This window comes from Streptomyces sp. GQFP (assembly GCF_021545335.1).
Classification (GTDB): domain Bacteria; phylum Actinomycetota; class Actinomycetes; order Streptomycetales; family Streptomycetaceae; genus Streptomyces.
Window position 1 is genome coordinate 4653037 of the sequence record NZ_CP089312.1, and the last position, 14220, is coordinate 4667256.

Annotated in this window: 12 protein-coding genes; 6 read left to right on the forward strand and 6 right to left on the reverse strand. The window is 68.4% G+C overall.

The window, feature by feature from the left end:
• The first annotated feature begins 12 nt into the window (after positions 1-12).
• Genes LUX31_RS20500 through LUX31_RS20510 form a run of 3 tightly spaced genes read left to right on the forward strand, consistent with a single transcriptional unit; the run spans position 13 to position 5273 of the window.
• On the forward strand, positions 13-1788 hold the full coding sequence (locus LUX31_RS20500; RefSeq protein WP_235476244.1) for a fibronectin type III domain-containing protein: 1776 nt from the start codon (positions 13-15) through the stop codon (positions 1786-1788).
• A 31-nt stretch (positions 1789-1819) separates the two neighbouring features.
• Positions 1820-3559, forward strand: coding sequence for a fibronectin type III domain-containing protein (locus LUX31_RS20505; RefSeq protein ID WP_235476245.1), 1740 nt, complete (start codon positions 1820-1822; stop codon positions 3557-3559).
• Positions 3560-3602: 43 nt separating this feature from the next.
• Positions 3603-5273, forward strand: coding sequence for a PA14 domain-containing protein (locus LUX31_RS20510; RefSeq protein ID WP_235476246.1), 1671 nt, complete (start codon positions 3603-3605; stop codon positions 5271-5273).
• 75 nt (positions 5274-5348) lie between these two features.
• On the opposite strand, the gene LUX31_RS20515 is transcribed toward LUX31_RS20510, so the two are convergent.
• Together LUX31_RS20515 and LUX31_RS20520 are read right to left on the reverse strand one after the other, a co-directional pair.
• Positions 5349-5996: a Uma2 family endonuclease gene (locus tag LUX31_RS20515; protein ID WP_235476247.1), complete on the reverse strand. Its 648-nt coding sequence runs from the start codon at positions 5994-5996 to the stop codon at positions 5349-5351.
• A 351-nt stretch (positions 5997-6347) separates the two neighbouring features.
• Complete coding sequence (locus LUX31_RS20520) at positions 6348-6785, reverse strand: ATP-binding protein (protein ID WP_235476248.1); 438 nt, start codon at positions 6783-6785, stop codon at positions 6348-6350.
• Between the two features lie 189 nt (positions 6786-6974).
• Between LUX31_RS20520 and LUX31_RS20525 the strand changes: the two genes are divergently transcribed.
• From LUX31_RS20525 to LUX31_RS20535, 3 genes are all read left to right on the forward strand, one after another.
• Positions 6975-7826, forward strand: a complete 852-nt coding sequence (locus LUX31_RS20525) for a helix-turn-helix domain-containing protein (RefSeq protein WP_235476249.1) — start codon at positions 6975-6977, stop codon at positions 7824-7826.
• Positions 7827-7854: 28 nt separating this feature from the next.
• Complete coding sequence (locus LUX31_RS20530) at positions 7855-8064, forward strand: DUF397 domain-containing protein (RefSeq protein ID WP_235476250.1); 210 nt, start codon at positions 7855-7857, stop codon at positions 8062-8064.
• Positions 8065-8190: 126 nt separating this feature from the next.
• Positions 8191-9906 carry a PA14 domain-containing protein gene (locus LUX31_RS20535; protein WP_235476251.1) on the forward strand — a complete coding sequence of 572 codons (1716 nt, stop codon included), beginning with the start codon at positions 8191-8193 and terminating at the stop codon, positions 9904-9906.
• An 81-nt stretch (positions 9907-9987) separates the two neighbouring features.
• Here LUX31_RS20535 and LUX31_RS20540 read toward each other — a convergent pair whose 3' ends face one another.
• Genes LUX31_RS20540 through dnaK form a run of 4 tightly spaced genes read right to left on the reverse strand, consistent with a single transcriptional unit; the run spans position 9988 to position 14207 of the window.
• Positions 9988-10434 (reverse strand): heat shock protein transcriptional repressor HspR, encoded by a 447-nt coding sequence (locus LUX31_RS20540; RefSeq protein WP_235476252.1) that lies wholly within the window; start codon positions 10432-10434, stop codon positions 9988-9990.
• 6 nt (positions 10435-10440) lie between these two features.
• Complete coding sequence (gene dnaJ, locus LUX31_RS20545; RefSeq protein WP_235476253.1) at positions 10441-11628, reverse strand: molecular chaperone DnaJ; 1188 nt, start codon at positions 11626-11628, stop codon at positions 10441-10443.
• A gap of 45 nt (positions 11629-11673) precedes the next feature.
• Entirely contained in the window at positions 11674-12342 is a 669-nt protein-coding gene (grpE, locus tag LUX31_RS20550; RefSeq protein WP_235476254.1) for a nucleotide exchange factor GrpE, read from the reverse strand.
• Positions 12339-14207 (reverse strand): molecular chaperone DnaK, encoded by a 1869-nt coding sequence (dnaK, locus tag LUX31_RS20555; protein WP_235476255.1) that lies wholly within the window; start codon positions 14205-14207, stop codon positions 12339-12341. The genes grpE and dnaK overlap by 4 nt, the downstream gene beginning before the upstream one ends.
• Between the last annotated feature and the right edge of the window lie 13 nt (positions 14208-14220).

Genomic DNA, 14220 nt, shown 5'->3' on the forward strand with positions numbered 1-14220 from the left:
CGGCCGGCACCCATGACTACCGCCGCTTCCCGCGCTCTCGTGCTCGCGATCGCGGGTGGCCTGCTCACCACGGTCGCGGCCCCGACCGCCTCGGCGGCCACTCCCACCTGCAACTCCCCTGTCTACAAACGGCAGTTCTTCGCGAACACCACCTTCTCCGGCACGCCGAAGCGGACGGACTGCGACGCCGCCGTCGCCGAGAACTGGGGCGCGAAGGCCCCCGCCACCGGCCTCCCGAAGGACAACTTCGGGGTGCGCTGGACGGTGACGAGGGACTTCGGCTCCGGCGGCCCCTTCACCCTCACCGCCGCCGCGCAGGACGGCATCCGCGTCTACCTCGACGGCAAGGTCAAGGTCAACGTCTGGAAGAACGTGACGTCGACGGCGAAGAAGACCGTCAACCTCACCATCCCCTCCGGCAAACACACCCTGCGCATCGACTACGCCAACCTGACGGGCAACGCGAACGTCAACTTCGCCTACACGCCCCGGACTTCGGCGTCGGTGGACAAGGTCAAGCCCCTCGCTCCGACAGCCCCGACCGTCACGTACGACAAGACAACGGGCAAGGCGAAGCTCACCTGGGCGAAGAACAACGAGATGGACCTCGCGGGCTACCGCATCTACCGCCGCCTGAACGGGAGTTCGTTCGGCGGCACCCCCCTGGCGACGACCACCGCCACGACGTACACGGACACCACCCTCCCGGTCACGGGCGCGAATTACTTCTACGAGGTCCGCGCGTACGACAAGGCGGGCAACGAGTCGGCCGGTACGGCGGACATGGCCGTGACCACCGTCGACCGGGTCGCCCCGGGCGTGCCCCAGGACGTGGCCCTCATCAGCTCGTCGGAGTCGGAGGGGATGCGGTTCGGCTGGAGCGCGGTCGAGGGCGCGGTGTCGTACGTGGTGTACCGGGCGCCCGAGGTGTACCAGAGCGCCAAGTACGTGCCCGGCACCTACACGAAGCTCGGCGGCACCACCGAGCTCACGTACCGGGACGCCTCCGCCGTGGAGCGCGCGGGGTACTTCTACGTGGTCACGGCCGTCGACGCGGCGGGCAACGAGTCCGCGCGCTCCGAGGCCGTGTCGGGCCGCCTCCAGGACGACGTCCCGCCGCCCGCCGTCACCGGCCTGACCGTCACCCCGACCGAGTACGGCTTCGAGCTGGACTGGGACGCGAACCCGGCCGAGGACCTCACCTGGTACCGGCTCTATCAGGGCGTGATGGCCGACATCGACGAGGACGGCTCGGAGAATTGCTACGCGAGCGTGGCCGAGGAGTACCTGTCCGGTGACAGGACCTCGTTCACGTACACCACCACCGGGGGCGGGTACTGGCACACGGGCCTCCTGGACGGCGAGGAGCGCTGCTTCCTCGTCGACGCCGTCGACGACTTCGGCAACTCCACCTTCAGGTGGACGGGTGAGGGCAACGTCGTACTGGCCACCGAGTTCGACATGCGGCCGAGCGTGGCCACACCCGAGGGCTCCCCGCTGGAGCTGACGGCGACGGGCGCTCAGGGCGACGAGGGCAACCACCTCGGCTGGTCCTGGAGCTCTGATGCCCAGGAGACGACCGGGTACCGCGTCCACCGCTGGAACCCCGCCACCGGAGCGTACGAAAAGGTCGCGGACCTCGGCAGCGATGTCACCGAGTACTACGACACCGGCGCCCCGCGAGGCACGACGTCCTTCTACTGGGTGACCGCCCTGGCCGCGGACGGCACGGAATCCGTGCCGGCTGGCGGCTGGACGGTCACGACCCCCGCGACCCCTGCGACCTGACGAGACAGAGAAAGTGCAGACACAGAGCCGTATGAAGATCGCCAGACGCACGACCACGTCGGCCGCGACGGCCGTTGTCCTCGCCACCGCCGGAGGCCTCCTCACCGCGGTTGCCGCCACGCCCGCCTCGGCGGCCACGGTGACCTGCAACTCCCCTACCTACAAGCGCCAGTTCTTCACGAACACGGCCTTCTCGGGCGCCCCGAAGAAGACCGACTGTGACGGGACGATCAGCGAGAACTGGGGAGCGAAGACCCCCGCCCCCGGCCTCCCGAAGGACAACTTCGGAGTGCGCTGGACGGTGACGAGGGACTTCGGCTCCGGCGGCCCCTTCACCCTCACCGCCGCCGCGCAGGACGGCATCCGCGTCTACGTCGACGGCAAGGCCAAGGTCAACCTCTGGAAGAACGTCACGGCGACCCGTACCAAGACGGTCAACGTGACGATCCCCTCCGGCAGGCACACCGTGCGCGTCGACTACGCCAACTTCACCGGCAACGCGAACGTCAACTTCGCCTACACGCCCCGCACTTCGGCGGCCGTCGACAAGGTCAAGCCGCTGGTCCCGACCAGCACCGCGCTCACGTACGACAAGTCGTCCGGCAGGGCCAAGCTCACCTGGGCGAAGAACAAGGAGCTGGACCTCGCCGGCTACCGCATCTACCGCCGCCTGAACGGGAGTTCGTTCGGCGGCACCCCCCTGGCGACGACCGCTTCCACCTCGTACACGGACACCACCCTCCCGGTCACGGGCGCGAGTTACTTCTACGAGGTCCGCGCGTACGACAAGGCGGGCAACGAGTCGGCCGGTACGGCGGACAAGGGCGTCGTCACCGTCGACCGCACCGCTCCGGCCACGCCCCAGGCGCCGACGATCGTCAACGAGTCGGCGGCGAACGGGCTGCGGGTCAGCTGGAGCGCGGTCGAGGGCGCGACGTCGTACCGCGTGTACCGGGCGATCGGTGCGCAGGGCAGGTTCTTCGAGATGGGCCGCACGGACAAGGTCTCCTACCTGGACACCTCGGTCGTCGAGGACGTCGCCTACCGCTACCGCGTCTCGGCAGTCGACGCGGCGGGCAACGAGTCCGGGGCTTCGCCCGTCGTCAACAGCACGTACGACGACGACATCGCACCGCCCGCCGTGACCGGCCTGAAGGTCACGCCGACCGAGTACGGCTTCCAGCTGAACTGGGACGCGAACCCGGCCGCCGACCTCGCGCGATACGCCGTCTACGTGGGCGAGTTGGTCGAGGACAAGGCCACGGGCGAGATGGTGTGCTCGGCCGAGCTCGTGAAGTACGTGAAGGCCGACACCACCTCGTACTCCCACCTGACCCGCCCGAACGGCGAGCAGGCGTGCCTCTTCGTCGACGCCCTCGACGGCGCCTGGAACTCCGTCTACACGGAGACCGGCACCGCCCCGACGGTCGTGGCCACGGAGCTGAACACCACCCCGAGCGTGGCGACTCCGTCCGGCTCCCCCCTCCGCCTGACGGCAGACTCGACCGAAGGCGCCAGTCCCAACCAGCTCTCCTGGAGCGGCCTGGACGCCAACTCCCCGCAGACGGCGGGCGGTTACCGCGTCTACCGCTGGAACCCGGCAGCCTCGGCGTACGAGAAGATCGCCACCCTCGCCAACACGGCTTCCGCGTACGTCGACGCGGGCGCGAAGCCCGGCACGACGTCCTACTACTGGGTGACGGCGGTGGCGGCGGACGGCACGGAGTCGCTTCCGGCGGGCGACTGGGCGATCAACGCCCCCGTGAACTGACCGCACACGTAACGCAGAAGCAGAAAGAGCAGCGCAGAACCGTATGAGCATCACCAGACGCTCGACCGCCGCGACCGCCGTGGCACTCGCCACCGCCGGCGGCCTCCTCACCGTGGCCCCAGCCCCGACCGCCTCGGCGGCCACGGTGACTTGCAACTCCCCCGTCTACAAGCGCCAGTTCTTCACGAACACCGCCTTCTCCGGCACACCGAAGCGGACGGACTGCGACGCCGCCGTCGCCGAGAACTGGGGCGCGAAGGCCCCGGCCACCGGCGTCCCGAAGGACAACTTCGGCGTCCGCTGGACGGTGACGAGGGACTTCGGCTCGGGCGGTCCCTTCACCCTCACCGCCGCGACTCAGGACGGCATCCGCGTCTACCTCGACGGCAAGGTCAAGGTCAACGTCTGGAAGAACGTGACGTCGACGGCGAAGAAGACCGTCAACCTCACGATCCCGTCCGGCAAGCACACCCTGCGCATCGACTACGCCAACCTGACGGGCAACGCGAACGTCAACTTCGGGTACACGCCCAGGACTTCGGCGTCGGTGGACAAGGTCAGGCCCCTCGCACCGACGGCGCCAACCGTCACGTACGACAAGACGACGGGCAAGGCGAAGCTCACCTGGGCGAAGAACAAGGAGATGGACCTCGCGGGGTATCGCGTCTACCGCGCCCTGAAGGGCAGCCCCTTCGGCAGCACTGCCCTCGCGACGACCACCGCCACGACGTACACGGACTCGACACTCCCGAAGACCGGCGAGACGTACGCCTACGAGGTCCGCGCCCGCGACAAGGCCGGCAACCAGTCGGCGGGCAGCGCCGACGTGAGCGTGACGACGGTCGACAAGACGGCGCCGACGCAGGTCACCGGGGTAGCGGGGCAGGGCACCACGGCGGGCAACTTCCTTACGTGGACGGCCTCTTCGAAGGACGTACACCACTACGACCTGTGGGCCGCCCCGGTGGGCCAGAGCGACCCGGACGGACCGCAGCCGGTGTTCGGAACGTCCTGGGCGGACCAGCTCGTGGACGCGGGAACGCCGTACACGTACAAGGTCCAGGCCGTCGACGGCGCCGGGAACGTCTCTCCGGTCTCCGAGCCCGTGACGGTGACGCGCCCCGTGGCATCGACCACGCCCGCTCCGACCGCCCTGGAGGGCACACCGGCCGACGCCTCCACGTCCCTCTCCTGGGTGCCGTCGGAGGACGGCACGGTGACCGGATTCCACGTCTACCGCCGCACCGCCACCAACGGAGTCGGGACCCTCGTGGGCAGTGTCGACGGCTCGACAGCCTCGTCGTACGACGACACCTCGGCCCCCAAGGGCACCGCGTACTACTACGTCACCGCCGTCGACAGCACGGGCGCCGAGTCCGTGCCCTCGGCGCAGATCAGCGTCAACCGCCTCACCCCGGCGACCGCGACCGGCCCGGCGGCCCCGAAGCTGACCGTGGTCTCCACGGGCGGCACCCGCTCCCCGATCATCGTCGAGGTCAAGCCCGGCACGGGCGACGAGACCCGGCTGCTGAAGGGCTACTCCTGGGACTTCGACGGATACGGCTCCCCCAGCGGCCAGCAGCTGACGACGACGGGCCGGATCGAGTTCCAGCCCCAGTACACCGGCGGCTACACGGTCACCGTACGGGCCGTCGACGTCTACGGCCGCGAGAGCGCGGAGGCGTCCACGGCGGAGGTCCTGGTTCTGCGCTGACGGCTGCGACAAGCCCGCACGTACGCGATGGGGCCGGGAGGTTTACTCACCTCCCGGCCACTTCCGCGACGGTCCTCAGCTTCGCTTGGGTCCCGTGATCGCCTCACCGATGACGAAGCCCTTGGCAGGGCCCTCCGGGACGACGGCCTCTGTGCCGTACGGCACCCGGTGCTCGTCCTCGTAGCGGGCGTGCTCAGGCAGGGGAGCAGTCAGGATGCTCACCGTTCCGTGGTTGTCGTAGTCGTCGATGATCACGTACACGGGGATTCCGGCCCGGGCGTACTCGCGGCGCTTGCGAACCCGGTCACGATCCTGGTTGCGCTTACCGGGAGAGACGACTTCGATCACGACGTGCACCGCTGAAGCGTTGATGCCGAGGCCGTCCTCCGCCTCGATCGGGTCACCGTCCCGAGGAGCCACGAACCCGTCCGGTACCCACGCCCTGAGCGGATGGATCACATTCGTGTCGTTCCAGGCGCCGTACTCACTGTCCTGGAGAAAGATCGCCAGCGCATCGCGCAGGCGATTGACAACCTGGGCATGCGAAAAACGTCCTGTGGGCGACACCTCGATGGCTCCCTCGATGATCTCAGCGCGGTAGCCCTCGGGGAGTTCTATGGCCTTCCATACCTGCCACACGACCTCGTCCAGGTTGGGTTCGTTCACGAATTCAGCCTGGGACTCGGACATGGTCTCGGGCCTCTCGTGCGCAAGAGCGGTCATGGCGGCACCTCCTCCTCAAGTGTGGGCTTGGCGTCCTTGGGGCACAAGCAACACGATCACGCTAGGTACGATTGTTCGGCTGACCAGGGGATTCGCCTCCGGACCACCCGACGGAGTGAGGACGGAACGATCCGCCGTCCCGCCGTTGCCGGGAACGTCAGTCCGTCCCTTTCTCGTCCCCGGGCGGGAGCGGGATGGGGACGAGCGGGATCAGATACCAGGTACCTCCACGGGCATCGCGGTGGTCCCCCGGGTGCCCGGACTCCCGTACACACGCGCCCACTTCGCTGAGTATCGGGGCACCGTAGAAAAGGGAGGCGCGTACTTTCCCGCACCGGTCCGGGGTCGCCGTCACGGTGTGCCTTCTTCGGGCAGGAGCAGGAGCGCCCACACGACCTTGCCAACCGTGTCTCGCGGTTCGACGCCCCATCCATCGGCCAGGGCCTCCACCAGCGCCAGGCCCCGCCCCGACTCGTCGTCGTCCGCCGCATGCCGCAGCATCGGCTGCTCGTCGCTCGCGTCAGACACCTCAAGGCGCAGTGCGGCGCCGGTCAGTTCGAACCGGACGCCGATCTCACGGCCGGGGGTTGTCGGGGCGTTCACGGCGTTGGTGGTCAGCTCGGAGAGCAACAGGACTGCGGAGTCGGCGAGTTCGGTGTCGTCGATGTGCCATATCGCGAGCTGGTGACGGAGGGCTGTGCGAGCGCGGCCGACGCTGCGGCGGTGCCGGGGGAAGCGGTGCGTCGCGGTCAGCGGTGCGACTCCTGCTGGCAGGGCTCTTGTGGGCATGGCACATCCCCTTGCGGGCGGGTGACGGCGCGTCAAGGTGACTCATCCGTCACGCGGTTGGAGCGGTGAGTAACTGGTTCCAGAGTGCACGGCAATCTCTCTGCTCGCAACATCCCTTTTGGAAATATATCCATGATCAAAATAATGGGCTAACGTTCACGCGGACAGGCATCCAGGAAGGGGGCTCGCATGGCCGGATCTCGCCCAACGGTTCGACAACGTCGCCTTGCTGCACTGCTGATCGAGTTCAGGGAGACGGCAGGGAAGACCCTTGACGAAGCGGCAGACCGTATCGGATGCCACCGAACAAAAATCAACCGCATTGAGAACGCGCGCTTGGGGATCTCCTTGGGGGAGCTGCGTGACCTGCTGACGTTCTACGGGGTCGAGGATTCCGCCCGGGTTGACGAGATGGTGTCGCTGGCCAGACGGCGGCGGGAACCGGGCTGGGTGCAGCGCGCGGGGCAAGCACGCCCGACATACCCGGACTTCATCGAGTACGAGGACATGACCGACTACATCCGGTCCTACCAGCACAGCGTCATCGCCGGCCTCTTGCAGACGCCCGACTACGCGCGGGAGATCATCTCCGCCGCGCCCTCCACCTTGAAACGCGAAGACATTGATGCGCTGGTGGAAGCACGGATGAAACGTCAGGAGCTCCTGGAAAGGTCCACCCCTCCACGGCTGTGCGTGATCGAAGGCGAGGCGGCTCTCCGCGTTCAAGTGGGTGGCACAGGGGTGCTGCGCAGGCAGTTGGAGCACCTGGAGAAGATGGCCGGTCATCCGTCCGTGGAGATTCGAGTCGTCCCTGACCGGGCGGGCGCGCACGTGGGACTGACTGGATCGTTCGTCCTCCTTGCGTTCCCTGGTCCATCGCTCCCGGATGTCGTGTGCTTGGAGCAGCGCACGGGAACGATTTACCTGGAGTCTCCGGAGGAGGCGGCGGAGTATGCGCTTATCTTCGACTCGCTCCGGTCAATCGCCTTGAGTCCCGAGGACACCCTCGGCCTGATCGGCCGGGTGCGACGGGAGTTGTAGCGGCATGGAACGCAGAGAGGTAACAGGGATGAGTGTCCCCAGTCTTGTGACAGCGACCTGGCGTAAGAGCAGCCACAGCGGAGAGGGCGGCGACTGCCTGGAGGTCGCCGAAGGATTCCCCGGCGCCCTCCCCGTACGCGACAGCAAGAACACGTCCGGACCGAACCTGGCCTTCGACACCCAGGCCTGGACCTCGTTCATGACGGCGCTGAAGGCCGACGAACTCCCCTCGGCCTGAGCAGCAGCCTGCCTCGCCCCTCTGGAACCTTCACGCAACACCCGTACAACCAACCCCCACCCTCACGAGTCCTGATGGTCAACGGCTCCCTCCTGCCGTTGACCATCAGGACTCGTGAGGACCGCATTGAACCCAGCCAGACGCACGACACCCGCGGCCACCACCGCGACCGCCGTCGTGCTCGCCACTGCCGGTGCGCTGCTCAGCACTGCAGCCCCCGTCGCCTCCGCCGCGACCACTTGCAACTCCCCTGTCTACAAGCGCCAGTTCTTCGCGAACACCGCCTTGTCAGGCGCCCCCAAGCGAACCGACTGCGACTCCGCCATCGCCGAGAACTGGGGCGCCAAAGCCCCCGCCACCGGCCTCCCGAAGGACAACTTCGGCATTCGCTGGACGGTGACGAGGGACTTCGGCTCGGGCGGGCCCTTCGCCCTCACGGCCGCCGCCCAGGACGGCATCCGCGTCTACCTGGACGGCAAGATCAAGGTCAACCTCTGGAAGAACGTCACCACAACCCAGAAGAAGACCCTCAACCTCACCATCCCCTCCGGCAAACACACCCTGCGCATCGACTACGCCAACTTCACCGGCAACGCCAACGTCAACTTCGCCTACACGCCCCGCACTTCGGCGTCCGTCGACAAGGTCAAGCCCCTCGCCCCGACGGCCCCGACCGTCACGTACGACAAAACGACGGGCAAAGCCAAGCTCACCTGGGCCAAGAACAACGAGATGGACCTCGGGGGATACCGCGTCTACCGCCGCCTGACCGGGAGTTCGTACCCGAGCACCCCCCTCGCGACGACCCCCGCCACCTCGTACACCGACACCACACTCCCGGTGACCGGCGCAGCGTACGACTACTCCGTCCGCGCCTATGACAAGGCCGGCAACGAGTCGGCAGGCAGCGCCGACAAGTCCGTCACCACCGTCGACCGCGTCGCCCCGGCGGTGCCCGCGGGCCTGGCCATCACCGACAGGTCCGAGGCGGACGGGCTGCGGCTGGGCTGGAGCGCCGCCGCGGAGGCGACGTCGTACCGGGTGTACCGGGCGGACAGCGAGAGTGGGACGTACACCGCGGTCGGCAGCACGGACCAGCTCTCCTACCAGGACGCCTCGGCGACGGTGGGCACGACGTACTACTACCGGGTGAGCTCGCTCGACGCGGCCGGCAACGAGTCCGGGCGGTCCACCACCGTCAGCGGGTCCCGCTGGGACCAGACCCCGCCACCCGTCGTCACCGGCCTGACGGTGACCCCGACCGAGTACGGTTTCGCGCTGAGCTGGGACACGAACCCGGCGCCCGATGTGTCCCAGTACGTCGTCTACGCGGGTCAGATCATTCGCGACGAGGAGGACCCCGAGGGGGACAGCGTCTGCTACGCGCACCAGGCGGAGTGGCTGATGCCCGAGGTCACGTCGTACAACTACCCCACCCTCCCGGACGGCGTGGAGCGCTGCTTCCTCGTCGACGTCTACGACACCTCCTGGAACTCCCCGTGGGTGCAGACCCGTTCGGGCCATGTCGTGAGCGCGACCGAACTGGACATGACTCCGACCGTGCCGACGCCCGAGGACTCGCCGGTCCAGCTGTCGGCGGCCACCGGACCGGACGGGCAGGTCGTGCTGAACTGGAACTCCGTGGCCGATGCCACCGGCTACCAGGTCTACCGTTGGAACCCGGAAACCGAGGCCTACGAGAAGCTGGCGCTCACCACGACGGGTACGTCCTACTCGGAGACCGCCGCGAAGGGCACCACCCACTTCTACTGGGTGACCGCCCTGTTCGCCGACGGCAGTGAATCGGCGCCCGGCGGGGACTCAGCCGTTCTCCGGCCCTGAGCGGCACCCCGAGCACACGAAGGGGCCCGGAGGTTCAACCGAACCTCCGGGCCCCTTCACCCATGTCACCTGTGGACCGGCCTAGTCCTTCGCCTTCTTAGGCCGCCAGACCACCAACGCACTGGTCTGCTGAACCTCCTGATAAGGCACCAGGTCCCGCCGGTACGAGGCATGCACCGCCGCCTCCCGCTGCTGCATCGCCGCAGCGGCCCCATCCAGCGCCGCCTCCATCTCCGCCACCCTGGACTGCAACGCAGCCACCTGGTTCTCCAGTTCGATGATCCGCTTGATGCCGGCCAGGTTGATGCCCTCGTCCTGCGACAGTGCCTGCACCGCGCGGAGCAGTTCGATGTCGCGGGCCGAGTAGCGGCGGCCCCGGCCGGCGGTGCGGTCGGGGGAGACCAGGCCCAGGCGGTCGTACTGGCGCAGGGTCTGGGGGTGCAGGCCCGAGAGCTGGGCCGCCACCGAGATGACGTAGACCGGGGTTTCCTCGGTCAGTTCATACGGGTTGCGTCGACGGCCGTCCATCTCCGATCAAGCTCCCTTCGCTGCCTCGAACAGCTCTGCCCGCGGATCCTCGTCCGCGGTCGCCTCGCGATACGCCTCCAGTGCGTCACGAGCCTTCCCCGTCAGCTCCGTCGGGACACTCACCTCGACGGTGACCAGCAGATCGCCCCGGGTGCCGTCCTTGCGGACCGCGCCCTTGCCCCGCGCGCGCATCGTGCGCCCGTTGGGCGTGCCCGGCGGCAGCTTCAGGGTGACCGGCGGACCGCCCAGGGTCGGGACCCTGACCTCGCCGCCGAGTGCCGCCTCGACGAACGTCACCGGCACCGTCACCGTCAGGTTGTCTTCCTTGCGGCCGAACACCGGGTGGGCGTCGACATGCACGGTGACGTACAGGTCGCCCGCCGGGCCGCCTCGCTCGCCCGGTGCTCCCTTGCCGCGCAGGCGGATGCGCTGGCCGTCGGCCACCCCTGCCGGGATGCGCACCTGCATCGTCCGGGAGGACTTGGCCCGGCCGCTGCCGTTGCACACCATGCACGCGTGTTCCGCGATCAGGCCCCGGCCCTTGCAGTCCGGGCAGGGGTCGGTCAGGGAGAAGCCGCCGCCTGAGCCGCGGGCTACCTGGCCCGTGCCTACGCACGTCGGGCACACCCTCGGTGTGCCGTTCTTGTCGCCCGTCCCGGAACACGCCTTGCACGGTGACTGGGACGTCATGCGCAGCGGGACCGTCGCGCCGTCCACCGCCTCCGTGAAGCTCAGCGTGACCTCGGTGTCGATGTCCTGGCCGCGCCTGGGCTGCGTACGGGTGGTCCCGCCGCCGCCCCGGTTGAACAGGCCGCCGAAGACGTCCCCGATGCCACCGCCGAAGCCGCCCGCACCGGAACCGCCGGCCCCGCCCTGGGGGCCGCCTCCGAAGAGGTCGCCCAGGTCGAAGTTGAAGGAGCCGCCGCCCGCGCCCGGCCCGGGGCGGAAGCCGCCGTTGCCGAAGAGGGCGCGGGCCTCGTCGTACTCCTTGCGCTTCTTGGGGTCGCCGAGGACGTCGTTCGCCTCGGAGATCTCCTTGAAGCGCTCCTCGGCCTTGGCGTTGCCCTTGTTGGCGTCCGGGTGGAACTCGCGGGCGAGTTTTCGGTACGCCTTCTTGATCTCGGCCTCGGTGGCGTCCTTCGGGACGCCGAGGACCTTGTAGAAGTCCTTCTCGATGAAGTCCTTGGTGCTCATCCCCGACGTCCCTCCTTCCTGGAGTCCTCCACCTCAGTACTCACGTCAGCCCTCTTCCGGGCCACCGTTCTCCTTGCCGTTGCCGTCCGCCGACTCCGTGGAGTCGCCCTTGTCGGCCTGCGTCGCCCCGGGCTGGGGCTCGGCCACCGCGACCCGCGCGGGGCGCAGGTTGCGCTCGCCGAACTTGTAGCCCGGCTGCAGGATCGCCACGCAGGTCGTCTCCGTGACGTCCGGCGCGTACGAGTGCATCAGGGCCTCGTGGATCATCGGGTCGAAGGGCTCGCCCTCCTTGCCGAACTGCTGCAGGCCCATCTTGGCGGCGACGGTCTCCAGCGACTCGGCGACGGACTTGAACCCGCCGACCAGTTCGCCGTGTTCCCTCGCGCGGCCGATGTCGTCGAGCACGGGCAGGAGCTCGCTCAGGAGGTTCGCGATGGCGATCTCCTTGACCGTGATCCGGTCCCGCTCGACCCGGCGGCGGTAGTTCTGATACTCGGCCTGGAGCCGCTGGAGGTCCGCCGTGCGCTCACCGAGCGCCGTACGTACCTGGTCCAGCTGGGCCGTCAGACCGGCGACCTGTACTGCTGCTGCGTTTGCGTCCCCGGCCGGGGACGCCCCCTCCGAAGAGGGGGCGGCCTTCGGCTCGGCGTCGTCGGAGGTGGCGCCGGAGGGGACGTCGGGCTTCTCGTCGAAGCCCGGGGTCTCCTCGGTCACGCGGCACCGTCCTTGCGCTCCCGCTCGTCGTCGACGATCTCGGCGTCGACCACGTCGTCGTCGGCCTTCGGGGCCTCGGCGCCGGGCGCGTCCGCGTCACCGGCGGCCTGACCGGCCTGGGCGTCCGCGTACATCGCCTGGCCCAGCTTCTGCGAGACGGCGGCGACCTTCTCGGTGGCGGTGCGGATCTCGGCGGTGTTGTCGCCCTCGGCGGCCTCGCCCTTGAGGGCGGTCTTCAGCTCCTCGATCGAGGCCTCGACCTCGGCCTTGATGTCGCCGGGGACCTTGTCCTCGTTGTCCTTGAGGAACTTCTCCGTCTGGTAGACGAGCTGCTCGCCCTGGTTGCGGGTCTCGGCGGCCTCGCGGCGACGGTGGTCCTCGTCCGCGTACTGCTCGGCCTCCTGGCGCATGCGGTCGACCTCGTCCTTCGGCAGCGAGGAGCCGCCGGTGACGGTCATCTTCTGCTCCTTGCCCGTGCCGAGGTCCTTGGCCGTGACGTGCATGATGCCGTTGGCGTCGATGTCGAAGGCGACCTCGATCTGCGGCACGCCGCGCGGGGCCGGCGGCAGGCCCGTCAGCTCGAACATCCCGAGCTTCTTGTTGTACGCCGCGATCTCGCGCTCGCCCTGGTAGACCTGGATCTGGACGGACGGCTGGTTGTCCTCGGCCGTCGTGAAGATCTCGGAACGCTTGGTCGGGATCGTCGTGTTGCGCTCGATGAGCTTCGTCATGATCCCTCCCTTGGTCTCGATACCGAGGGACAGCGGCGTCACGTCGAGGAGCAGGACGTCCTTGACCTCGCCCTTGAGGACACCGGCCTGCAGCGCGGCGCCGATGGCGACGACCTCGTCCGGGTTCACACCCTTGTTGGCGTCCCGGCCGCCGGTCAGCTCCTTGACGAGCTCGGCGACGGCGGGCATACGGGTCGAGCCACCGACGAGAACGACGTGGTCGATCTCGGAGAGAGCGATGCCCGCGTCCTTGATGACGTTGTGGAACGGCGTCTTGCAGCGCTCCAGGAGGTCGGCCGTCAGCTGCTGGAACTGGGCGCGCGTGAGCTTCTCGTCCAGGTGCAGCGGGCCCTCGGCGGACGCCGTGATGTAGGGCAGGTTGATCGAGGTCTCGGTGGACGAGGACAGCTCGATCTTGGCCTTCTCGGCGGCCTCGCGGAGGCGCTGGAGGGCCATCTTGTCCTTGCCGAGGTCCACGCCGTGGCCGGTGCGGAACTGCTGCACCAGGTAGTCCATGACGCGCTGGTCCCAGTCGTCACCACCGAGGTGGTTGTCACCGTTGGTGGCCTTCACCTCGACGACGCCGTCGCCGATCTCCAGGAGGGACACGTCGAAGGTGCCGCCACCGAGGTCGAAGACGAGGATCGTCTGGTCGTCCTTGTCGAGGCCGTACGCCAGCGCGGCCGCGGTGGGCTCGTTGACGATACGCAGGACGTTCAGGCCCGCGATCTCGCCGGCCTCCTTCGTCGCCTGACGCTCGGAGTCGTTGAAGTAGGCCGGGACGGTGATGACCGCGTCCGTGACCTTCTCGCCCAGGTAGGCCTCGGCGTCGCGCTTCAGCTTCTGCAGGATGAAGGCGCTCATCTGCTGCGGGTTGAAGTTCTTGCCGTCGAGCTCGATCTTCCAGTCGGTGCCCATGTGGCGCTTGACCGACCGGATGGTCCTGTCGACGTTGGTGACCGCCTGGCGCTTCGCCACCTCGCCGACCAGCACCTCACCGTTCTTCGCGAAGGCGACGACGGACGGCGTGGTCCTGGCACCCTCGGCGTTGGTGATGACGGTGGGCTCGCCGCCCTCCAGAACGCTGACGACGGAGTTAGTCGTGCCCAGGTCGATGCCGACCGCACGTGCCATTTCAATTCCTCCA